Origin of the sequence: Peribacillus simplex, from assembly GCF_030123325.1 — a bacterium.
GTDB classification, from domain to species: Bacteria; Bacillota; Bacilli; order Bacillales; family DSM-1321; genus Peribacillus; species Peribacillus simplex_D.
In genome coordinates, this window is sequence record NZ_CP126106.1 from 1,502,930 (window position 1) to 1,526,024 (window position 23,095).

Genomic DNA, 23,095 nt, shown 5'->3' on the forward strand with positions numbered 1-23,095 from the left:
TTATAGCTCCAATACTTTGTAATCTTCATTTTGTTTTTCGTATTCTAAATATGCTCCGGTTACGGGTAATACGATTTCTACGTTATAAGGTTCCTTTTTTAATTTTAAACGAACGTCACGAACGGATTCACCTTCGACAAACATTGTTTTAGTATTCTCCCTGATGGGAACCTCTGATATGGTTACTTGATAGTATACCTTAAAAACCATTTTAATCTCTCCTCACTTGTTTGCATTGCTTTTTTCATTATATATAAAAACAACAATTTTTTCATGTTTTTCAACATCATGTAAAAATAAACCCAGCTCCGCCATAAAAACGGAAGGGGTTTGATGAATTAAATATACCAATGTATAAAAGTATATAAAAAAATAGAAAATAGATGGCCAATTCTGGTATCAATCCAATTGTGTCTTCCTCTATCTTATATCCTATCCGTTTTTGCCATGTGTAAAACTTAAATCATGGGATCTTTTTTTCGTAAACGATTTCTTTCTAATTAATGCCGTACGACTGTGTACAGCGTTTCATGAAAACACCACGACTCATATCTTAATTGAAATATGTATTCACCTGACCATAAAAGCCAAGATAGAAAGAATGCTTAACAAGAACTTTACAACAAGGAAGAAGCCCTCCGCAAGTTTTTGAAGGGCTATCCGAAAAAAATTCGCATATGGATGACGGCCAAGACAGGAATGAGTGGCAAATCATGCGATAGATTTTTTTCTTAAAAGATCATTCCACTGTTTAGCAAGCTTTTTACGAAGCTTTTTTAACATGGCGATCACGCTCCCTTAATTATTATTGTATAGGATTATTCAATAATGTAAATACGTCTTTACAGGTACTTGGCCCATTTTTGAAAAAAAAGGCTCATTCAAACAAGCAGTTGGGATTTAGGAGGCAAGAAGGATGGGGAAAGTATTCTAAGGAAGCCTGAGTTGTTCTATTAAGCATAGTATATGCCCATTCATGAATAAAAAACGTGAATTGAGTGGAATCCGGTTGTGTTACTTGACTTATCTTGTTACTTGACTTATCTTGATGACAATTATTAAATGGGTACATATTAAAAAAGGAAAAAATGAATGAATTGGAAGTGAATCGTTAGTGAAAATCGTATTCTTTGATATTGACGGAACATTGCTTGATCACGAAAAAAAGTTACCTGCTTCAACAAAAAAAGCCATTAAGCAACTGCAGGATAGCGGGGTTTTTGTAGCGATTGCCACAGGAAGGGCTCCGTTTATGTTCGAATCTTTAAGGGAAGAGCTTGGCATCGATACATTCGTAAGTTTCAATGGACAATACGTTGTTTTTGAAGGGAAAGTCGTTTATAAAAACCCTTTGAGCATACCTGAGATAAAGAGGCTCCACGAACATGCTGAAAAAAATGAAATACCGATCGTTTTCATGAATGAGGAGACGATGAAATCGAGTGTTCCACATCATAGCAGAATTGAAGAAGCATTAAGCAGCCTGAAGTTTCCCCACCCTGAACATGTGGCAGATTTTTATGAGGACCATGATATATACCAAGCCTTATTATTCTGTTCGGAAGATGAAGAAGGGAACTTTGTTGGGCAATATGATGACTTTCATTTCATCAGATGGCATGAGTATTCAACGGATGTACTTCCATTCGGGGGTTCAAAAGCTGAAGGCATTAAAATATTAATGGAAAAAGTCGGTTTTGCTCTGGAGGATGTTTACGCCTTTGGAGATGGCCTAAATGATATAGAGATGTTAAAAGTAGCGGGATATGGCGTGGCAATGGGGAATGCCGGTCAACTTGTGAAGCAAGAGGCCGACTTTGTAACGAAGGATGTCGATGATGATGGCATACTTTTTGGTTTGAAGGAACTTGAACTGATATAAAAAACAAAACCCCCGTCAGCCAACAGACGGGGGATTTGCTTATTATGTTACCTTTCCACCGCAATTGAATTTTCCGGAATGGCATAGGGGTCTTCCGGATTGATATGATCATAAAACATGATTCCATTAAGGTGATCGATTTCATGTTGAAAGCAAATGGCTGCGATGCCTTTCAGGCGGAGTTGAACCGATTTTCCTTCCAGGTCCGTACCCACAACCGTTATTCGAGCATAACGGGGCACATAACCGGAAACGGGACGATTTACGGAAAGGCAGCCTTCTCCGGATGTCAAATATGCTTTTTCCACTGAATGGCTGATCAGTTTAGGGTTGAAAAGTGCATAGCTATACAGTTGACCATCGTTTTCTTTCAAATGAACCGCGATCATCCTTTTTGAAACATTCACCTGTGGTGCAGCCAAGCCAATTCCTGCCCTTAACCCGTATAGTGCAGCAATATCGGGCTTCTGGCTGTTTTGGACATATTCCATCAAGCTGACTAAAAGTTGCTTATCTTCATTTGATGCCGGAAGCGGAACCTCTGCCGCGACTTGCCTTAAGATTGGATCGTCTTCATTAACAAAATCATCCATGGTAAGCATAATCTTTCACCCCACAAAAATTCTTATAATATGTATAGGATTATTTTAACAAAAAAAATACTGAAAGTTAATGGATGAACTAATGAAAGAAAAATGGAAGGGATGGAATCAAGTCATTCATTCCTATCCCGGCCATTATATTATTTGCGTGTTGAGGTCTATTTTAAAAAAATAAATCATTTTTTGTGAATCAGGGTAGATAGTTAACATTTTCGGGTAAAGGTAATAGTAATTATCTGGTTAGCACAAGCACGCGCCGACAATGATCAACAGAATGAACAGGACAATGATTAGAGCGAAGCCGCTTCCAAAGCCGCAGCCTCCACCATCACCATAACCATAGCTGGGTGCAACGGAAACCGGATAACAACATTCCTGGTTGTAACCTCCATACATAATTTCATACCTCCGTTTTTGTATTATTAAAATGCTGACCATTCTGATTTGAAACGGTCCCTACAGCCTATGCAGTAAGGTTTAAAGGGTGTAGGCTAGAGCCCAGTAATGAAAAAAACCTGTTCGGAATATGATTGTAACAAGTGTCTGCGGCTAATAAGTTAATTTAGAGAATATGAATCTTCGAAGTACTATCAGAAGGAGCTGTCTATGTTGAATCGTTTTGGTCCATATGTTATTTTACTTCTTTCTTTAGTGATCTTGACTGGTTGTTTTAATGGTTCACCGGAAGAAAGAATCCACAAAATCCTAGAGAAAACTGCAGAAAAGGAAAGTGATTTCACCGAGCATCAAGAGCCTCTTAATGATTTGGAGAAAAAAGAAAAAGAAAAATATGAGAAAATCATTAAACTTGGTTTGGATGATTATGAACAGATCGTCGAGCTTTCAGATGAAGCCGCCAAGAATATCGACCAAAGGGAAAAAATAATTGAAAAGGAACAAAGCAGTATGCAATCCTCAAAAGAACAATTCAATCAGATAGATGAACAAATCGGGAAAATAGAGGATAAAAAAATAAAAAAAGAAGCGACTGAAATGAAAAAAGTCATGAGTGAGCGCTATAGCACCTACGATGATTTATATGATGCATATCAACAAAGTCTTGCTTATGATCGTGAATTATATGAACTATTTAAAAAAGAGGATTTGAAAATGGATGAATTACAAGTGCAAATCGAGAAAATAAATACCTCGTATACAAAAGTATTGAAAGCGAATGAGGAATTTAATGCATTAACGGAAAAATCAAATCAAAAAAAAGAAAGTTTTTATGATAGTTCCGGCATAGAAATGGCTGATTCAACAAAATAATATAAATAATGATGGGCTGTGATTCTCACTCACAGCCCATATTTTGTTCAATCCAGTTCATTTATGGACTGAAAAAATCTAGAATGGTCTTTTTTTGTGCAAAAAGCTTGATGCGGAATTTTCATACCTGTACTAAAAAAAAACGATAATCAAAATTCTAACAGCAGACTTATATGAAAGCGTTTGAATATTTTTTTGGAATATTATTCCGAAGGCTCAAATGCCTATAGTTAAAGCGGTTTTGGAATCGTTCAGATATGCTGGGGGATTTAAATGTTATCCTTCGCCATCCTTAAATTGAAATTTAGGGGAAATTTAATAGTACAGTTGTAAAGTGAAAACTAATACAGAGAAGAAGAATGAGTATTAGAAATTCTATTAAATCAAAATTATAAGGAACTCCAAGTGATTGACTTGATGTTAATTCATCTTGTAAACTTAATCTATAAAAATTCTTGTATCATTTTCCTTGATTTTTTTTATGGTACAGAATAAGATTGAGACATATTAAGCATATCCACGTTTGAGGATTGGTCTTAAGGGAAAAATAAAAGAATGAATTGTTGAAGAAACTAAAAAGCAAACTATTTTTGCTTTATAGAATAATAATAGCAAACCTTTTTAATGAAAGGATGAGGTGCCAAATGGCTCAAAAAACTAAACAAGCTAAAATTAATGTTCAGGATCAGCTTAAGAAAGTAGAAGAACAATTTGAAACTTTTCAAATTTTAAATGAAGAGGGAGAAGTCGTTAATGAAGCGGCAATGCCTGATTTAAGTGACGAACAATTGCAAGAATTAATGCGTCGTATGGTTTATACACGCATCTTGGATCAACGTTCCATATCACTGAACCGCCAAGGAAGATTAGGTTTCTATGCACCGACTGCCGGTCAAGAAGCATCTCAGATCGCTTCACAGTATGCTTTGGAAAAAGAAGATTTCATTCTGCCTGGCTACCGTGATGTTCCGCAAATCGTTTGGCATGGCCTTCCGCTTTGGCAAGCATTCTTATTCTCCCGGGGACATTTTAAGGGAAATCAAATTCCTGAAGACGTCAATGTAATTTCCCCTCAAATCATTATCGGTGCTCAATATGTCCAAGCTGCAGGAGTTGCTCTTGGGTTGAAGAAACGCGGGAAAAAAGCTGTAGCCATCACATATACAGGTGACGGCGGAACCTCACAAGGTGACTTCTATGAGGGAATTAACTTTGCAGGTGCATATAAAGCGCCGGCTATCTTCATCGTGCAAAATAACCGTTTCGCAATCTCGACGCCGGTTGATTTGCAATCAGCAGCGAAAACATTAGCCCAGAAGGGTGTGGCTGCAGGTATCCCTGGCATCCAAGTTGATGGTATGGATGCGTTAGCCGTTTATACAGCCGTTAAAGAAGCGCGTGAACGTGCAATTAATGGTGAAGGCCCTACATTGATTGAAACATTAACTTACCGTTATGGTCCGCATACGATGGCTGGGGATGACCCGACACGTTACCGTACTTCCGAAATGGATAACGAGTGGGAACTGAAAGATCCATTGGTTCGTTTCCGCAAGTTCTTGGAAAACAAAAAACTTTGGAATGAAGAATTAGAGAACGAAACGATAGAAAAAGCAAAAGACGATATTAAAGAAGCAATCAAATTGGCAGATGCAGAACCTAAGCAAAAGGTTACAGACCTTATTGAAAACATGTATGAAGAAATGCCTTATAACTTAAAAGAACAATATGAAATTTATAAAGAGAAGGAGTCGAAGTAAGCCATGGCTCAATTGACGATGATTCAAGCAATTACAGAAGCATTACGTACAGAACTTAAGAATGACGAGAATGTACTCGTTTTTGGGGAAGATGTTGGTGTTAATGGAGGAGTTTTCCGTGCAACGGAAAATCTTCAAAAAGAATTCGGTGAAGATCGTGTATTCGATACACCTCTTGCTGAATCTGGAATCGGTGGATTAGCGGTCGGTCTTTCTTTACAAGGTTTCCGTCCTGTTCCTGAAATTCAATTCTTCGGGTTTGTATATGAAGTAATGGATTCCGTAAGCGGTCAGCTTGCTCGTATGCGCTACCGTTCAGGCGGACGTTACAGTGCACCGGTTACAATTCGCTCACCTTTTGGGGGCGGAGTGCATACTCCGGAAATGCACGCTGATAGCTTGGAAGGTTTAATGGCTCAGCAACCAGGGTTAAAGGTGGTTATCCCTTCCACTCCTTACGATGCAAAAGGCTTATTGATTTCAGCTATTCGTGATAATGACCCTGTCATTTTCCTTGAGCACATGAAATTGTACCGCTCTTTCCGTCAGGAAGTTCCTGAAGAAGAATATACAATTCCATTAGGAAAAGCCGATGTGAAAAGAGAAGGAACGGATTTATCCATCATTACGTATGGTGCGATGGTACAGGAATCCATCAAGGCAGCTGAGGAATTGGCTAAGGAAGGTCATTCCGTCGAAGTGGTCGACTTACGGACTGTATCTCCATTGGATATCGATACAATCATTGCTTCTGTAGAAAAAACTGGACGCGCTATCGTTGTTCAAGAAGCACAAAAGCAAGCTGGTATTGCAGCGAATGTCGTAGCGGAAATTAACGAACGTGCCATTTTGAGCTTGGATGCTCCAGTACTGCGAGTGGCGGCGGCTGATACGGTATTCCCGTTTTCACAAGCTGAAACAGTATGGCTCCCTAATTATAAAGACATTATTGAAACGGCGACTAAAGTCTTGAAGTTTTAACAATCTTAAGTAATGGGAATGAATGTCCTCCTTGGGAAAGTAATATCGCATTAACGGTAATGCAAGATAAAGGACTTTATTCAAAGCACTAAGTATGATTTAATATAGGAGGTTGAACTCAGTGGCATTCCAATTTAGACTCCCTGATATCGGAGAAGGTATACACGAAGGTGAAATAGTGAAATGGTTTGTAAAACCAGGAGATAAGATTCAAGAAGATGACGTGCTTTGCGAGGTTCAGAACGATAAGGCCGTTGTTGAAATCCCATCACCGGTGGAAGGTACCGTTGAAGAAATCCTTGTTCAAGAAGGAACGGTTGCCGTTGTTGGCGATGTACTTGTAACATTCGATGCTCCAGGTTATGAAAATCTTCAGTTTAAAGGGGATCATGGAGAAGAAGCGAAGGCAGAAGGTGAGAAGAATACGGAGGCCCAGGTTCAAGCGACTGCTGAAGCTGGACAGGAAGTCAAGAAAGAGGCTGCTCCGGTTCAAGAAAATAATGGTGTAACGGGCGCGGGATCACAACCACAAGTTGAGGCAGATCCTTCACGACGTATCATCGCCATGCCTTCTGTTAGGAAATATGCACGCGAACAAGGGGTAAATATTCGTGAGATTTCTGGTTCTGGGGATAACGGCCGCATCATGAAAGATGACATAGATGCTTTCAAAAACGGCAAAACTGCTCCACAGCAACCGGCAGCTCAAAGTGAAGCTTCACAACAAAATGATACGGAAACAACCGAAAAACAAAAAGTTTCAATTCCAGAAGGGCAATATCCTGAAACTCGCGAAAAAATGAGCGGCATGAGAAAAGCGATCGCCAAAGCTATGGTAAAATCCAAACAGACAGCTCCGCATGTTACATTAATGGATGAAGTCGATGTGACGCTATTGGTTGCTCATCGTAAGAAATTCAAGGAAATTGCTGCACAAAAAGGAATCAAGCTTACATTCCTACCTTATGTTGTTAAAGCGTTAACAAGTGCATTGCGTGAATTCCCTATGCTTAACACATCATTTGATGATGAGGCTAGTGAGATTATCCATAAACACTATTACAATATCGGAATTGCGGCAGACACAGACAAAGGATTGCTCGTTCCAGTTGTAAAAGATGCAGATCGTAAATCAACTTTTGCTATTTCACAAGAAATTAATGAATTAGCGACGAAAGCCCGTGACGGCAAATTGGCTCCTAACGAAATGAAAGGTGCTTCTTGCTCCATTACGAATATCGGTTCCGCAGGCGGTCAATGGTTCACACCTGTAATCAATCATCCAGAAGTTGCCATTCTAGGGATTGGACGCATTGCCGAAAAAGCAATTGTACGCGACGGGGAAATTATCGCCGCTCCAGTTCTGGCATTATCACTGAGCTTTGATCACCGCATGATTGATGGAGCAACAGCTCAACATGCATTGAATCATATCAAAAAGTTATTGAACGACCCAGAATTATTGTTAATGGAGGCGTAAACAATGGTAGTAGGAGATTTTCCAATCGAAACAGATACTTTAGTGATCGGTTCAGGCCCAGGGGGATATGTTGCCGCAATTCGCGCAGCACAGCTTGGACAGAAAGTAACGGTCGTTGAAAAAGGAACAATCGGCGGAGTTTGTTTGAATGTAGGCTGTATCCCATCAAAAGCTTTAATTTCGGCTGGACACCGTTTCCATGAAGCTCAGCATTCAGAAGATATGGGTATCTTTGCAGAAAAAGTTTCTGTTGATTTTTCTAAAGTACAAGCTTGGAAAGGTTCTGTTGTTAAAAAATTAACAGGCGGTGTAAGCAGCCTATTAAAAGGTAATAATGTTGATGTTGTAACTGGAGAAGCTTATTTCGTTGATGAAAACAGCATCCGTGTTATGAATGAAGACTCAGCCCAAACATATACATTTAAAAACGCAATCATCGCCACTGGTTCATCGCCAATCGAGATTCCGTCATTTAAATATACGAAACGTGTACTTAATTCCACTGGTGCTCTTGCTTTGGAAGAGGTTCCAGGTTCGATCGTGGTAATCGGCGGAGGTTACATTGGAACTGAGCTTGGCGGAGCATTCGCAAGCTTCGGCACTAAAGTGACCATCCTTGAAGGCACGGAAGAAATCCTTTCTGCAGGCTTTGAAAAACAAATGGCAGCACTTGTTAAGCGTAACCTTAAAAACAAGGGTGCTGAAATTGTTACTAAAGCAAATGCTAAAGGCGTGGAAGAAACTGAAACAGGTGTAACCGTTACTTATGAAGTAAAAGGCGAAGAGAAAAAAGTTGAAGCCGATTATGTTTTAGTAACAGTTGGACGTCGTCCAAATACGGCAGAGATCGGCCTGGAGCAAGTCGGCATCAAGATGACTGACCGTGGTTTGATCGAAACGGATAAACAATGCCGTACAAGCGTGAAAAACATTTACGCAATCGGTGATATCGTTTCTGGACCTCAGTTGGCTCATAAAGCTTCTTATGAAGGAAAAATTGCAGCTGAAGCCATCGCAGGGCATTCATCTGAAATCGACTATCTTGCTATTCCGGCTGTTGTATTCTCTGAACCGGAACTTGCTTCTGTCGGTTATAATGAAAAAGAAGCGAAGGAAGCTGGAATCGAAGCGCTTGCTTCTAAATTCCCATTCGCCGCAAATGGACGTGCTCTTTCTTTAAATAATACGGACGGATTTGTGAAGCTTATCACTCGCAAAGAAGACGGATTGGTTATAGGAGCACAAATTGCAGGACCAAACGCTTCTGATATGATTGCAGAACTTGGTTTGGCTATCGAAGCAGGAATGACTGCCGAAGATATCGCAATGACAATCCATGCACATCCAACTTTAGGGGAAATCACAATGGAAGCAGCTGAAGTTGCCCTTGGAACCCCTATTCACATCATCAAGTAATTGATTTTTATAAAAAAGCGTACTGCTACTGCAGTACGCTTTTTTTGTTTGGCCAGATATACAAATATGAAGGATGACCCCCAGTCATCATTTTCTTCACGCTAGTTAAATGAAAAGGGCAAAAAGGGCATAAGCTATAAAAAGGACTTCTTACTTTTTTCCTTGAAAGGGTTTGAGAAAGGTAATTAAGGATAAAAAATAAGATGAGTGATGTTAAAGGAATATTTTTTGCCAATAAAAGATCTTGGCTGATATATTCATATTAAAATGGGGTGGATCACTTGAAAAATTATCTGGTAATCCTCTTTCAACTAATCGTTTGGAGTGGGTATACATTAGTTGAATGGCTTTCTGTTAACGATCGACTCGTTTTCAAAGTATTCATGTTTCTGGTCTTTTCCTATCTAGCCATATACATTGGTAAAATGATTTTAAAATCCAATAGGCGAACAATGCTTGTTACCGTGATAAGTCTATTATGCTACGGTATTTTGCAAATCCTTTTGGAAACGCTAGTACCCGTTTATTGAATTTTAAGCAAGCCGCAATGACACAAGAAACCACGGAGGAACCATGATTAACAAAGGAGTAGCATTATTTACATTAGTATCATTTTTGTTGATGGCATGTAATGGTCCGAGTGCCGGTCCAACAGAAACTGATAATCAAAAAAGTGTGGAAACGACAACAACGGCCCAAGATGAAAGCCAGCAAGAGAAAGAGCTGAAAAACGAAACGTCAAAAAAGAATGTAGATGGGAATGTAAAGGCAGAATATAGGGTGGACGAAGAGAATTGGTCATTTAAACCAATCGGGGATTCAAATCCGAAAGTTGTGTTGTTAACATTTGATGATGCACCTGATAAATATTCTCTGAAAATCGCCCAGACACTGAAGCGCCTTGAAGTACCTGCTATTTTTTTCGTGAACGGTCACTTTCTTGAAAATGATGAAAATAAAACGATGCTAAAAGAAATTCATGAAATGGGTTTTTCTATCGGTAATCATACTTATTCCCATGTGAATTTAAAGCAGTTGACCGAAAAGGAACAAGAGCGGGAAATCGTAAAATTGAACAATTCGGTAGAAGGCATTACAGGGGTACGCCCTAAGTACTTCAGGGCGCCATTTGGATCGAATACCGAGCATTCAAAAAAAGTCGCTGAGAAAGAAAAAATGTTGGTCATGAATTGGACATATGGATATGACTGGGAAAAAGAGTATCAGGATAAAAAAGCTTTAACGGAGATCATGTTGAAAAGCCCTTATTTAGGAAATGGTGCGAACTTACTGTTGCATGACCGGAAATGGACGAGTGAAGCCATTGAGGATGTCGTGAAAGGTTTTCAAAAGAAAGGTTATGAGATCCTTGATCCAAAGTTAATTGAAACGCCTGCATGAGCCAATTCCGGCTTCGGCAGGTTTTTTTATTTCCTTGGATAATAATACATCACCCGTTTATTGAAGAGATGTAGCTGCGCACGTAATTTCTTTGCAAGGAACTTGCACAGTTCATTAGCTTTTCCCTTATCACCGAAAGTTGCTGTTTCAGGGAGGGTGAATTGGATATAGGATTGAATCCGCTCTGATCCATCTTCATCCTTAACGACTTCTTGGTCAACGCCTATCAATATCATGTGATATCGATCTTCCTTGGATTGGAGAAATATGGCCTTATCTTTCATCTTTTCTGGTTCTTTCATTTCATAAGGAAAGGCTTTCTTATCATAGTCCCAATCCAGCTGCTTTCCAGTTTTCGCTGTGATCATTTGATAATAGTTCAGCAGTTCCTTCACGTCTTCGATGGTTACAGTCCCTTTCACGGACTCAGGAACAAGTTTGATATAGGCATTTTCAGTCATGTGGATCCCCCTTAAATCGATAGGATGTAAGAATATATTAACATTTTATGGATGTATTATATACATATCTATATGTAAATTAAAAGACGAAATTCCTTTTTCACCTTGCAATGCAAAAGCAAGGGGTGTGATGAAATGAGCTCCAGGGCCCAAAAATGAATCAGTCTAACGAACGTTGGAATCAATTTCTTTTAACATGAGGGTTCATTAAATGGGAAAAAAGTATATATGTTATACTTTTTGGCTTGAAATTATAAATGTGTTATATTATAATTCATATAAAGCGGTTACATTACGTAATTGATGCATACAATATAGAGGAAGGGGTTGTAAAAATGGGAACTATCGTATGTCAAACTTGCAATAGCACGATTGAACATTTTGAAGATGAAAAAGTAAGTGTACTATATACACACAATCACAACTGCCAAAGCTGTGATACAGCTGCCTCTGATAAATAAATCGAAATAGGATTATAAGATTAATAGAATTTAAGGGTGTTTCAGGATTGTAACCTGGAGCACCCTTTTTATAGAAGTTAATGAAGCGAAATTCGTCAGTTTATCGGGAGCTACTTGTATAAAAGGGGCAAAAAAACCAGAGCAGCAGTTTGCTCTGGTTTGATGGGATCAATCAATTTTTAATGATACGTAAATATTTTATTTCTGGGTCCTCAGGGCCTTGAACAGGAAGGCCGGCCTCGATGTTTTTCCGGATGTAATTGATATTATCTTCAGTAATCAATTCACCTGGTATGAAGATCGGGATTCCAGGAGGGTAAACCATGATGAACTCAGCGCTAATTTTGCCGACAGATTCCTCAATGGGAACCACTTCGGTTTCCGCATAAAATGCCTCCCTGGGTGATAAAGCCAGTGGTGGTGTATCAGGAAGCAGGACTTCGATCTTTTCATGTTCAGCAGCCATTTCCTTAAACTCATCCGCCAAGTCTCTAAGGGCAGCAATCAGAAGGTCCGCTTCCGTTTTTGAGTCTCCAGGTGTTATCAGGCAAAGGATATTGTACAAGTCAGAAAGCTCCACTTCGATATTATGCTTTTCACGAAGCCATTTCTCAACGTCGTATCCGGTAATATTCAATTCCTTGATGGATATGATCAATTTAGTCGGGTCATAACTAAAGGCTGCCTCACTCTCGAGAATTTCGCTGCCGACACAGTAAAGAAAAGGAATCTCATTAACGGCCTCACGGATATACCCTGCGAGATTGATCGCTTCATCAATCATTTCCCTGCCTACCGTCGCAAGTTGTCTTCTGGCCGTATCCAGGGAAGCCAGAAGGATATAGGAGGTTGAGGTGGTTGTGAGCATGCTCAATATGGCTTGAACACGATTTGCGGAAACCAATCCATTCTTAACATTTAATATGGAGCTTCCCGTTAGTGAACCGCCCAGTTTATGAACACTCGTTGCAGCCATATCCGCTCCAGCTTGCATGGCTGACATCGGCAAGTCTTCATGGAAGTGTATATGGACACCATGTGCTTCATCTACCAGTACTGGGATTCGGTGGGAATGAGCAACCTCCACTATTTTTTGCAAATCAGCCGAAATGCCAAAATAGGTTGGATTGATGACAAGCAATCCTTTTGCATCGCTATGTTCCCTTAAAGTTTTTTCGACGGCATCGACGGTGATTCCGTGTGAGATGCCCAAATCTTTGTCAATTTCAGGATTGATGAAAATGGGAACAGCTCCGGAAAATACAATGGCAGACATTACGGATTTATGTACATTCCTTGGGACGATGATTTTGTCCCCAGGTCCGCAGACTGTCATGACCATCGTCATGATCGCTCCACTTGTTCCTTGAACGGAAAAGAATGTGTGATCTGCCCCAAAAGCTTCAGCGGCAAGATCCTGGGCTTGTTTAATGATCCCCTTTGGCTGATGTAGATCATCGAGCGGAGCGATATTGATTAAATCTATGGATAATGCATTTTCTCCAATGAAATTACGGAAATCAGCGTCCATTCCTTTTCCTTTTTTATGACCTGGAATATGAAACTGAACGGGATTTTTTTTTGCATGCTGCAATAAGGCAGTGTATAAGGGTGTTTCATTCTGTGACAATTCTTTGTGGCCCCTTTTCAATAAAATAGGTACGTAATATTTGGGAGTATATACTCCCTTTCTATTAATGATCGTATGTTTCTCCGATTCCATCGTATGGTTAGTAAGCTTGTGGATAGACATAAAACATATGAATTATAGCACGTCTTATAATAAATGCCTAGAGTGACTTTAATGTCCTGACTTAAACAATTTATATATGTCTTTGTTGTTAAGGGGCTCAATAAAATTATCAGCAGATTATAAATGTCCATTTTCCTAGTATTTACTGGATTTACTCAAGAATTCTTCTTTTATTAATATTGTAGGTGAGTTTAAAAATTGAACGGTTAAACAATATTTGCCATAATGAAGCTAATGATTTTTGAATTCTGCTACATAAACAAACCACATAAAATGAAAAGGGAGCTGAGGAGTTTGAAGTGGAAAACGCGTGTGACCGATATGTTAGGTATTCAATACCCAATCGTACAAGGGGGATTGGCCCATTTAGCATATGCAGACCTGGCTGCGGCAGTTTCGAATGCAGGAGGGCTGGGGCAAGTAACGGCCATGTCCTTGGACAACCCGGAGCAACTGACAGATGAAATTAGAAAAACCAAATCATTGACGGATAAACCGTTTGGTGTGAACTTTGCAATCGGTCAGCATGGAAGACCTTATGAACACATGCTGGAAGCAGCCTTGAAAGAGGATATAGCAGCTGTTTCCGTAACCGGCGGCAACCCTGCACCATTTCTTGATTACCTCAAAGGCACCCAAGTGAAAAAACTAGTGCTCGTTGCAGCAAGAAGGCAGGCAATGAAGGCTGAACAGCTTGGGGCAGATGCGGTGATGGTAGTTGGTCAGGAGGGTGGAGGACATTTAGGCCGTGATGATATTGGAACTTCCGTGTTAATTCCTCAAGTTGTGGACTCCGTCAATATTCCGGTCATCGCCTCGGGTGGTTTTGGCGATGGGCGCGGTTTGATGGCAGCATTGGCACTTGGTGCCGAAGGAATCGAGATGGGAACACGATTCATAGCAGTCAAGGAATGTGTTCATGCACATGAATTATATAAAAATGCCTTGGTTTCCGGCACAGAAAATGATACCGTTGTCATCAAGCGTTCCATTGGTGCACCAGCCAGGGTAATTGCAAATGGCTGGACCGATAAGATCCTTGAAATAGAAAAAGAAAACGGCGGATATGAACAATTGAAGGATTACATAAGCGGAAAAGCGAATCAGCGTTATATCCATGACGGTGTCGAAGGTGAAGGCTTTGCTTGGGCCGGACAAGTGATGGGGCTGATTCATGATGTACCATCGACTGCTGAACTATTCAGTCGGATCATCGACCAGGCGGAAGCAATTCGTTCAAAATGGGCAGACTGATGATGCATGGTCTGCCGGACAGCATGAAAAACTATCTAGAAGGAGCGTGTTTAGGGTATGGATTATCAATATCCAATGGATCTTGATTGGTCTACTGAAGAAATCGTAGATGTGATCAAATTCTTTGAAGCTGTAGAAAAGGCTTATGAAAATAAAATACAAAAGGAAGAATTTATGAAGGCTTACCGAAGATTCAAGGAAATAGTCCCCGGTAAGGCGGATGAAAAAAAGTATACCGATGAGTTTGAGTCAGTCAGCACTTATTCAGCCTATCTTGCTATTAAGAAGGCAAAAGGAATCGATGACGGGGAATGGATAAAAATGAAAAATTAAAAATATTTTTAGAAAACTCCATTGACTTACTGAAAAGATTGTTTTAACATAATAAGCAAGAAAATGATAAAGGCAGTGACGAAGAAGAGTACCTTAATGATGTTCTGCAGAGAGCCAGTGGTAGCTGAAAACTGGTGAACGAATTTAAGCGAATGGACTTCCGAGCCCCAAACCGAAACGAATGAACGGAGTAGGCTTTGGCGATTATCTCATCGTTAGTGGAGATAGGCATGTTAATGCCGTAAAGTGAGCTAATTTAGCTAATTAAGGTGGTACCACGGGTTCCTCGTCCTTTGGATGAGGGGCCTTTTTGCGTTTTTATGGAAATGATAATTAAATCTATGAATGAGAGTAGTAATCTTTTTAGATGCGTAACAGAGAGCCGGGATAGGTGGAAACCGGTACGATATAAAAAGATGAATGGACTTATGAGTGGTTTCTTGAAATAAGTAGGGAAACTCGGCCGCCACCGTTAAAGGGTAATCGCAAGAATTCTTCATTTCTTGCTTGAGAGGGAAAAATGATGCATTTTTCCAACTTGAGGTGGCACCGCGGTTTACCGTCCTCTGCAGACACATATTTGTGTTTGCGGGGGATTTTTTTATTGGTGAATATATTTACCTTTGAGAAAAAATCAAAAACCAGAGGAAATGAAAACTCCGGCACTTGGCCAAAAGGGTTTTCCCTTCTAGGGGTTAATAAGAGCGAATAAGAATCGGGAGGGAATTGAGAGATGAATAATTTGGATGAAAAAAAAATACTCCGTTTCAAAATGGACACAATTGAAGGGGATATCCACACCCCCATTGCCATATTTCAGAAATTAGATGGTGACAAGAAGTTTTTATTAGAAAGCTCGAATTCGCATCATGACAACGGCCGCTACTCCTATCTAGGTTCTAAACCTTATCTGGAGGTGACATCACTTGCTGGTCAAGTAAATGTGAAAGATACTGAAACAGGTGATCAAATTGTAAAGAACATCAATATCATCGAGTTTCTAAAAAATGAGTTATTAGTGGAGATAGGAGAGGCTCCCATTCATCTTCCGCCATTTAACGGTGGTGCAATCGGATATATGGGCTATGACATCATTCGTTTGTATGAAAATATAGGTCCTGTGCCTCCTGATTCTCTGCAAATGCCTGATGCTCATTTTCTCTTTTATAAAGAACTGTATATATTCGATCATGTTCTGCAGAAGATCCATCTTTTGACTGCGGAAGAAGATAGTGAAAAAAGTTTATTGGGGATGAAGGAAAAAATCAATCAGGCAAGTAAACCGTCAAAGGAAATATCGTCGGAATATTTGGAATTCAAATCGAATTTCAGTCAGGATGAATTTGAGAAAATGGTCCTTGAAGTTAAATCAGCGATTATAGCTGGTGAAGTGTTCCAAGTTGTTTTATCACAAAGGTTCAAAGCGGACTTCGATGGGGAGCCTTTCGATGCCTACCGTCGTTTGCGTTTAGCCAACCCCTCTCCTTATATGTTCTATATAGAATTTGGTGACTATACAATTATTGGGTCGTCTCCAGAAAGTTTGATCAGTGTTTCATCAGGATTGGTTCATGTTAATCCCATTGCCGGTACAAGACCGAGAGGGAAAACGGATGAAGAAGATAAAGGCTTCGAAAAAAGCCTGCTGATGGATGAAAAGGAACTTGCCGAGCATAAGATGCTTGTTGATTTGGGCAGGAATGATCTTGGCAGGGTTTGCGAAATCGGTTCAATCCACCTTACCGAGGAAATGGAAATTCAAAGATATCAGCATGTCATGCATATTGCTTCTAAGGTTAGCGGAAAGCTTAGGGAAGGGTTCACGAGTTTAGATGCGTTGACGGTCTGCCTCCCTGCCGGAACAGTCTCAGGTGCTCCTAAAATCAGGGCAATGGAGCTGATCAATCAACTTGAAAATTGTAAACGGGGGATGTATTCGGGCTCGATAGGGTTCATAGGTTTTGGCGGGGATCTTGATATGGCTTTAGCCATTAGGACGATGATCATTAAAGAGGGCAAGGCCTATGTCCAGGCAGGGGCAGGAATAGTATATGATTCAGATCCAAAAACGGAATTTGAAGAAACACAAAATAAAGCACGCGCTTTAATGGAGGTTCACACAAAATGATTCTATTAATTGATAACTATGACTCGTTCACTTATAACCTTTATCAATATTTAGGAGAAGTGGAAAAAGAAATCATAGTAAAAAGGAATGACGAAATCACCCTTGCGGAAATTGAGGAACTGAATCCCATGGCAATCGTCATTTCCCCGGGACCAGGCAGGCCGGAAGATGCTGGTATCAGTATGGAAATCATCCGTAATTATTATGAAAAAGTTCCGCTATTAGGCATTTGTTTGGGGCATCAGGCCATTGGGGCAGTTTTTGGTGCGAATGTGGTTGGGGCGAAACAAATCATGCATGGGAAAACATCGATTATCGAACATGATGGAACAGGTGTATTTGCCAAACAGGACTTACAATTCCCGGTAATGCGTTACCATTCCCTTGTAGTTGAAAGGGCGAGCTTGCCAAATGAACTGAATGTGACGGCAGTAGCACTGGATGATGGGGAAATCATGGCCCTGAAACATCAAGACTTCCCGCTTTACGGTTTACAGTTCCACCCTGAATCAATAGGGACGAAAATCGGCAAGGAATTATTACATCAATTTTATGAGATTGCGGGAACATTCCAATCTGAGAAGGAACAATCCATCTTATAAAACAAAAAACGACTGGGGGAGTTAGCGGTGAAGGAGTATTTAGCGAAGTTAGCAGAGCGTCAAACATTGACGGAAGAAGAGATGAGCAGAGCAGCCCAAGCGTTATTTTCTAAAGATATCACCGAAAGCGAGATGGCAGCTTTCATCATTGCCCTTAAATCCAAAGGGGAAACGGCAGGTGAAATAGCAAGCCTTGTCAGGGTCATGAGAAAAGAAGCAAGAAGTGTACGAACAAGTTCGCTTAATGTTATGGATAATTGCGGAACGGGGGGAGATGGGTCGCAAAGCTTCAATATAAGTACAGCATCAGCCTTCGTGCTTGCCGGGGCTGGTGTCAAGGTTGCCAAACATGGAAACCGCAGCATCTCAAGCAAAACGGGCAGTGCGGATGTATTGGAAGAATTAGGTGTTAATTTATATTTGGAGCCTGACATGTTAAAAGAACTATTGGAGGAAAATGGGATCACATTCTTATTTGCCCCATCGGTCCACCCCAATATTGCACGGATAATGAAAGTGAGAAAAGAACTGAAAATCCCGACGATATTTAATCTAATCGGTCCTCTGACAAATCCAGTCCAACTCGACACGCAATTAATGGGAATTAATCGACGTGATATGCTCGAGCTTTTTGCGGAAGTCCTACATAAATTAGGCAGGAAACGCGCGGTCGTGATAAATGGTGCCGGGTTTATGGATGAAGCGAGCCTACAGGGTGAAAATTCACTCGTGCTTTTGGAGCAGGGGGATATTATCCCATTTACGCTGCACCCTGAAGAAGTGGATCTTCCGGTTTACGGAAATGATGCCATCCGCGGCGGTGACGCAAAACAAAATGCCGATATCATGCTTAGGCTTCTCAAAGGGGAAAAAGGGGCTTATCGTGATACCGTTTTATTGAATGCTGGATTGGGATTATACGCACATGGTACGGCAGCAACGATCAAAAAAGGAATCTCCATGGCCCAAGAAAGCATTGATAGCGGATCGGCACTTGCAAAGTTAGAAAATCTGATTGCTTATGGCAATAGAAATAAGGTGGTCATGTAATGGAAAATATCTTAACGAAAATCATCGAACAGAAAAAGGTGGAAGTCACAAAATTAAAAGAAATGGGCTTAGATGATTCGGTAATGATCAACATAGTCAGACCATCTTTGGTGGATAATTTGAAAACGGCGAAATCAATGGCGGTTATCGCGGAAATAAAACGGGCTTCCCCTTCAAAAGGGGACATTAAAATCAATGTAGATCCGATCGAGCAGGCCCTTTCATACGAAAGTGGCGGAGCGGCAGCGATATCCGTATTGACGGATGAGGTTTTCTTTAAAGGATCAATTGCAGATTTGAGAATCGTAAGCGAGGCCATAAGGATTCCCAGGTTGTGCAAAGATTTCATCATCGATGAGGTCCAAATCGATCGCGCCCATCAAGCTGGTGCCACTATCATTCTATTGATTGTGGCAGCACTTTCTAAAGAACGCCTCCATGAATTATATCAATATGCAAAAAGAAAAGGGCTTGAAGTATTGACGGAAGTCCATGATGAAGCCGAATTGGAACGGGCTCTAGAGCTGAATGCAGAGCTAATAGGGATTAACAATCGGAATTTAAGGACCTTCAAAGTGGATTTGGCTGTAACGGAACGACTGGCGAAGTTACTTGATCCAAAACGCCATATCATTATCAGTGAAAGTGGAATCAAAACAAAAGACGACGTGATGCGTGTGAAGGAAGCTGGTGCAAAAGCGATTTTAGTCGGTGAGACACTGATGACTGCATCAAATCTTTCGCACAAGATGGCCGAACTGCAAATGAGTATATAAGGAGATTAATATGTTAGTGAAAATCTGTGGGATAAAGACATTGGCAGCCGCTCAGACTGCTGTTAGTTCCGGGGCAGACTTCATTGGTTTCATTTTTGCCGAGAGTAGCAGGAAGGTTGAGCCAGAGATAGTAGGAGAAATCGGTGCGAATCTGGCTGGACAGGTTAAAAAAGTCGGAGTGTTTGCCAATCAAACTGAACAAGAAGTGATAAAAAGTGCTGAAATTGCAGGGTTGGATTATATCCAGCTTCATGGTAACGAGTCTGCCGGCTTTGCCCGCAGAATGCCCCTACCGGTGATCAAAGCCGTTGCCGTCAGTTCAGAGAAAGACCTTGAAAGCCTTCATGAATACCCAGCAGATTATCTATTAGTAGATCTTCCTAAGAGTTCATCCGGAAAGGGATTGACTTTGGATTGGGATATGATTGGAAAAGCGGATCTGCCACCAGGGAAATTGATTCTAGCTGGTGGGCTGACTCCGGAAAATGTCGGAAAAGCGATTGATGCCGTTTCACCATTCGCAGTTGACGTAGCCAGCGGCGTTGAAACAAACGGATTAAAAGATGCTGTAAAAATAAAGGCATTTATTAATGAGGCAAAATATACAGCCGGAAAAGAGGAATGAATTGATGAACACTTATACCCAGCCTGATAAAACTGGACATTTTGGAGCGTATGGAGGCCGTTTCGTTCCGGAAACTTTAATGGCGGCGATTACGGAGCTTGAAGAAGTATATGATCAATCTAAAAATGACCCTGAATTCCAAAGGCAGCTAAATTATTACCTGAAACAATATATCGGTCGGGAAACACCACTTTATTTTGCGGAGAACTTGACGAGACTTGCTGGTGGTGCAGATATTTATCTGAAGCGGGAAGACCTGAATCATACCGGAGCACACAAAATAAATAATACGATCGGTCAGGCATTGTTGACTCTGAAAATGGGCAAGAAAAAGGTGATTGCCGAAACGGGTGCAGGCCAGCATGGGGTTGCAACGGCGACTGTGTGTGCTTTGCTGAAGTTGGAATGCATCATCTTTATGGGAGAAGAAGATATCAGGAGACAGAAATTGAATGTATTCAGGATGGAGCTTCTGGGAGCCAAGGTCATATCTGTATCACAAGGAAGCGGAACACTGAAGGATGCAGTGAATGAGGCGTTACGATATTGGGTGGCGAATGTGGATGACACCCATTATATAATGGGATCAGTTCTTGGTCCGCATCCATTCCCCGTCATTGTACGTGATTTTCAAAGCGTGATAGGGAATGAAACAAAGCGTCAATATTCGGAGGCGGTTCATTCCCTACCGGATGCAGTGGTCGCTTGCATAGGCGGAGGAAGTAATGCAATGGGAATGTTTTATCCCTTCATTGAGGATGAAACGGTAAAATTATACGGAGTGGAAGCGGCAGGGCATGGACTTGAAACACCATTACATGCTTCAAGTTTGACGAAGGGGAAACCAGGGGTGCTCCACGGGGCATTCATGTATGTATTGCAGAACGAGGACGGTCAGATCCAGGAGGCACATTCAATTTCAGCAGGGTTGGATTATCCAGGGGTAGGGCCTGAACATAGTTACTTAAAAGATACAAATCGGGTGGAATATACTTCTGTAACCGATGATGAAGCCCTGGAAGCTCTAGCGATGCTTTCAAGGGAGGAAGGGATCATACCTGCGTTAGAAAGTTCACACGCCATTTCCTACGGTTTAAAGCTTGCTAAAGAAATGGAGAAAGGAACAGGGCTGGTCATTTGCCTGTCCGGCCGTGGTGATAAGGATGTTGAAACGGTCCAATCATTGATGGGGGGTAGTGAACATGAATAAATTAACAAATGCGCTTGAAGAATGTCAAACAAAGAAGGAAAAAGCATTCATCCCTTATATTATGGCAGGGGATGGAGGGCTTGAACGGTTAAAGAGCCAGCTTCTTTTCCTTGAAAAAAGCGGTGCGACTGCCGTTGAACTAGGCATACCATTCTCTGACCCTGTTGCTGATGGACCGGTTATCCAACAAGCCGGCATCAGATCTTTGGAAAATGGAACAACTTTAAAAGATGTCCTGAAAAAAGTAATGGAAATCAAAAATGAAGTGACCATCCCAATCATTTTAATGGGATATACGAATTCAATCCTGGCATATGGACTTAAAGAGTTTACGAATGATTGTCTCAATGCAGGGATTTCCGGGTGCATCATCCCCGATTTACCGATTGAGGAAGAAGCCATCTTTTCATCAATCAAAACTGCAGGGATCGTTCTTATCCGACTTGTGACACTCACGTCTTCGAAAGAGCGTATCACTGAGATTACTGCAGGGGCGGAGGGATTCATCTACGCAGTTACAGTCAAAGGCATTACGGGTGCCCGTGACGCCTTTGGGGAAGAACTTGGAGGCTATTTAAAGAAGGTAAAAGAGATAAGTCCGGTTCCCGTTCTTGCTGGTTTCGGCATATCGACGCCAAATCATGTCCGTGATGCAATACAATACTGCGATGGTGTCATTGTCGGCAGCAAGATCATCGAATGCTTCGAGACAGGTAAGGAAGATCAAATTGGTGATTTGATACAAGCAAGCAAAGGAGTCGTGCAAAAATAGGAAAGGAGAGCCGTCAAGGCTCTCCTTTTTTCTAAACCGGTTTAATTGAAAGCTTCCGATATTCAATCCGAATACGAAGCAACTGTGTTTAATTCAATTGATATAAGGGTAAAAGATGTTCAAACGCATCTTGAATGGTTTGAATGAAATCATCATCTTTTAACTTAATGGCGTCATCACGGGAAATTTTGATACCGCAAAGGATTTCGGCTTTTTTTACAGTTTGCAAACGGGTGAACATTAAATTCAAATCATCTACCCCAAGATTACCATGGGTGATGACATCAGGTTTTGTATGGTCCGTTGACCAAACATAATGGGAGGGAATGCTATTCACTAATTGGGCTGCCTGCTGCTCCAGTCGCTTTCCGATTTCCGTTTTATTAGGGGCTTCATAAATCACGGCATACCAGATGAACATATGCGTTTCCCATAACCCGATTTGGAAATGCGGCATCATTTTATAACCTCTGCTATTGGCAGCGAAAGCAACCCAAGTATCTTTAGGAGGATTCACTGACCGTCTGGCATGCTTTGCAACGTGAGGGTGCATTTCATCGCCGGTCATAACTGACAGTTTTTGAGAAAAGTGTTCTCCAAGTGCTTGTAATTTGGGCTGGATCCGTTCTTTTAAAGCATCCATGCGCGGTTCCAATCCATCAATTTTGAAAACATCAAAATCATCTGCTGTAAAACTTGCTATATTCATTTTCATCTCTCCTACCGTAATATCTGCACATATTGTAGCATAAGTAAAAGTAAAATTTAAAAAATACGATTTGGGTTGGCAATGTAAATTTTCCGTATAGGTTATAACACAAATTAGTTGCTATTTGAGGTAGGAAGTCATATGATAATATAAATTCAGAAAATTACGTT

24 protein-coding genes and 2 other annotated features are annotated in these 23,095 nt (G+C 40.8%); of the genes, 18 read left to right on the forward strand and 6 right to left on the reverse strand.

Annotation, left to right across the window (positions count from 1 at the left end; all coding sequences use genetic code 11):
• Complete coding sequence (locus QNH43_RS07285) at positions 1-210, reverse strand: DNA-dependent RNA polymerase subunit epsilon (RefSeq protein ID WP_034314070.1); 210 nt, start codon at positions 208-210, stop codon at positions 1-3.
• 904 nt (positions 211-1,114) lie between these two features.
• Between QNH43_RS07285 and QNH43_RS07290 the strand changes: the two genes are divergently transcribed.
• Positions 1,115-1,882, forward strand: a complete 768-nt coding sequence (locus tag QNH43_RS07290) for a Cof-type HAD-IIB family hydrolase (RefSeq protein ID WP_283917329.1) — start codon at positions 1,115-1,117, stop codon at positions 1,880-1,882.
• A gap of 47 nt (positions 1,883-1,929) precedes the next feature.
• On the opposite strand, the gene def is transcribed toward QNH43_RS07290, so the two are convergent.
• Both def and QNH43_RS07300 read right to left on the reverse strand, forming a co-directional pair.
• Entirely contained in the window at positions 1,930-2,484 is a 555-nt protein-coding gene (gene def / locus QNH43_RS07295; protein WP_283917330.1) for a peptide deformylase, read from the reverse strand.
• A gap of 240 nt (positions 2,485-2,724) precedes the next feature.
• A complete protein-coding gene (locus QNH43_RS07300) occupies positions 2,725-2,880 on the reverse strand; it encodes a YjcZ family sporulation protein (RefSeq protein WP_283917331.1) in 156 nt (51 codons plus the stop codon).
• A 210-nt stretch (positions 2,881-3,090) separates the two neighbouring features.
• Between QNH43_RS07300 and QNH43_RS07305 the strand changes: the two genes are divergently transcribed.
• From QNH43_RS07305 to QNH43_RS07335, 7 genes are all read left to right on the forward strand, one after another.
• The gene (locus tag QNH43_RS07305; protein ID WP_283917332.1) at positions 3,091-3,753 is read left to right on the forward strand and encodes a YkyA family protein; all 663 of its coding nucleotides are present in this window, start codon (positions 3,091-3,093) and stop codon (positions 3,751-3,753) included.
• 644 nt (positions 3,754-4,397) lie between these two features.
• On the forward strand, positions 4,398-5,513 hold the full coding sequence (gene pdhA, locus QNH43_RS07310; RefSeq protein WP_283917333.1) for a pyruvate dehydrogenase (acetyl-transferring) E1 component subunit alpha: 1,116 nt from the start codon (positions 4,398-4,400) through the stop codon (positions 5,511-5,513).
• Positions 5,514-5,516: 3 nt separating this feature from the next.
• The gene (locus QNH43_RS07315) at positions 5,517-6,494 is read left to right on the forward strand and encodes an alpha-ketoacid dehydrogenase subunit beta (RefSeq protein ID WP_076366780.1); all 978 of its coding nucleotides are present in this window, start codon (positions 5,517-5,519) and stop codon (positions 6,492-6,494) included.
• A gap of 121 nt (positions 6,495-6,615) precedes the next feature.
• Entirely contained in the window at positions 6,616-7,974 is a 1,359-nt protein-coding gene (locus tag QNH43_RS07320) for a dihydrolipoamide acetyltransferase family protein (RefSeq protein ID WP_076366778.1), read from the forward strand.
• Positions 7,975-7,977: 3 nt separating this feature from the next.
• Positions 7,978-9,390 (forward strand): dihydrolipoyl dehydrogenase, encoded by a 1,413-nt coding sequence (gene lpdA / locus QNH43_RS07325; protein ID WP_076366776.1) that lies wholly within the window; start codon positions 7,978-7,980, stop codon positions 9,388-9,390.
• Between the two features lie 272 nt (positions 9,391-9,662).
• Positions 9,663-9,920 (forward strand): hypothetical protein, encoded by a 258-nt coding sequence (locus tag QNH43_RS07330; protein WP_309247762.1) that lies wholly within the window; start codon positions 9,663-9,665, stop codon positions 9,918-9,920.
• Between the two features lie 43 nt (positions 9,921-9,963).
• Entirely contained in the window at positions 9,964-10,791 is an 828-nt protein-coding gene (locus QNH43_RS07335; protein WP_283917334.1) for a polysaccharide deacetylase family protein, read from the forward strand.
• A gap of 26 nt (positions 10,792-10,817) precedes the next feature.
• Here the strand turns inward: QNH43_RS07335 and QNH43_RS07340 are convergent, their stop codons facing one another.
• Positions 10,818-11,252, reverse strand: coding sequence for a DUF1885 family protein (locus QNH43_RS07340; protein WP_076366772.1), 435 nt, complete (start codon positions 11,250-11,252; stop codon positions 10,818-10,820).
• Positions 11,253-11,587: 335 nt separating this feature from the next.
• Here QNH43_RS07340 and QNH43_RS07345 point away from each other — a divergent pair, with 335 nt between their 5' ends.
• Positions 11,588-11,713 (forward strand): GapA-binding peptide SR1P, encoded by a 126-nt coding sequence (locus QNH43_RS07345; protein WP_076366770.1) that lies wholly within the window; start codon positions 11,588-11,590, stop codon positions 11,711-11,713.
• A gap of 172 nt (positions 11,714-11,885) precedes the next feature.
• On the opposite strand, the gene QNH43_RS07350 is transcribed toward QNH43_RS07345, so the two are convergent.
• Positions 11,886-13,343 carry an aminotransferase class I/II-fold pyridoxal phosphate-dependent enzyme gene (locus QNH43_RS07350; protein ID WP_283917335.1) on the reverse strand — a complete coding sequence of 486 codons (1,458 nt, stop codon included), beginning with the start codon at positions 13,341-13,343 and terminating at the stop codon, positions 11,886-11,888.
• A 396-nt stretch (positions 13,344-13,739) separates the two neighbouring features.
• Here QNH43_RS07350 and QNH43_RS07355 point away from each other — a divergent pair, with 396 nt between their 5' ends.
• The 9 genes from QNH43_RS07355 (at position 13,740) to trpA (ending at position 22,216) form a co-directional block, all read left to right on the forward strand.
• Entirely contained in the window at positions 13,740-14,720 is a 981-nt protein-coding gene (locus tag QNH43_RS07355; protein WP_283918306.1) for an NAD(P)H-dependent flavin oxidoreductase, read from the forward strand.
• A 57-nt stretch (positions 14,721-14,777) separates the two neighbouring features.
• The gene (locus tag QNH43_RS07360) at positions 14,778-15,053 is read left to right on the forward strand and encodes a UPF0223 family protein (protein ID WP_076366764.1); all 276 of its coding nucleotides are present in this window, start codon (positions 14,778-14,780) and stop codon (positions 15,051-15,053) included.
• A gap of 66 nt (positions 15,054-15,119) precedes the next feature.
• Positions 15,120-15,350, forward strand: a binding site (T-box leader).
• Positions 15,351-15,385: 35 nt separating this feature from the next.
• Positions 15,386-15,623, forward strand: a binding site (T-box leader).
• Between the two features lie 163 nt (positions 15,624-15,786).
• Positions 15,787-17,181 carry an anthranilate synthase component I gene (gene trpE, locus QNH43_RS07365; protein ID WP_283917336.1) on the forward strand — a complete coding sequence of 465 codons (1,395 nt, stop codon included), beginning with the start codon at positions 15,787-15,789 and terminating at the stop codon, positions 17,179-17,181.
• Entirely contained in the window at positions 17,178-17,783 is a 606-nt protein-coding gene (locus QNH43_RS07370; protein WP_283917337.1) for an anthranilate synthase component II, read from the forward strand. The genes trpE and QNH43_RS07370 overlap by 4 nt, the downstream gene beginning before the upstream one ends.
• A gap of 27 nt (positions 17,784-17,810) precedes the next feature.
• Positions 17,811-18,833, forward strand: coding sequence for an anthranilate phosphoribosyltransferase (gene trpD, locus QNH43_RS07375; protein ID WP_283917338.1), 1,023 nt, complete (start codon positions 17,811-17,813; stop codon positions 18,831-18,833).
• Positions 18,833-19,609 (forward strand): indole-3-glycerol phosphate synthase TrpC, encoded by a 777-nt coding sequence (trpC, locus tag QNH43_RS07380; RefSeq protein ID WP_283917339.1) that lies wholly within the window; start codon positions 18,833-18,835, stop codon positions 19,607-19,609. The genes trpD and trpC overlap by 1 nt, the downstream gene beginning before the upstream one ends.
• 10 nt (positions 19,610-19,619) lie before the next feature.
• Entirely contained in the window at positions 19,620-20,234 is a 615-nt protein-coding gene (locus QNH43_RS07385) for a phosphoribosylanthranilate isomerase (protein WP_283917340.1), read from the forward strand.
• Between the two features lie 4 nt (positions 20,235-20,238).
• Positions 20,239-21,444, forward strand: a complete 1,206-nt coding sequence (trpB, locus tag QNH43_RS07390; protein ID WP_076366756.1) for a tryptophan synthase subunit beta — start codon at positions 20,239-20,241, stop codon at positions 21,442-21,444.
• Positions 21,437-22,216: a tryptophan synthase subunit alpha gene (gene trpA / locus QNH43_RS07395; RefSeq protein WP_076366754.1), complete on the forward strand. Its 780-nt coding sequence runs from the start codon at positions 21,437-21,439 to the stop codon at positions 22,214-22,216. Before trpB ends, trpA begins: the two co-directional genes overlap by 8 nt.
• A gap of 88 nt (positions 22,217-22,304) precedes the next feature.
• Here trpA and QNH43_RS07400 read toward each other — a convergent pair whose 3' ends face one another.
• Positions 22,305-22,925 (reverse strand): YktB family protein, encoded by a 621-nt coding sequence (locus QNH43_RS07400; RefSeq protein WP_283917341.1) that lies wholly within the window; start codon positions 22,923-22,925, stop codon positions 22,305-22,307.
• Positions 22,926-23,095: the final 170 nt, after the last annotated feature.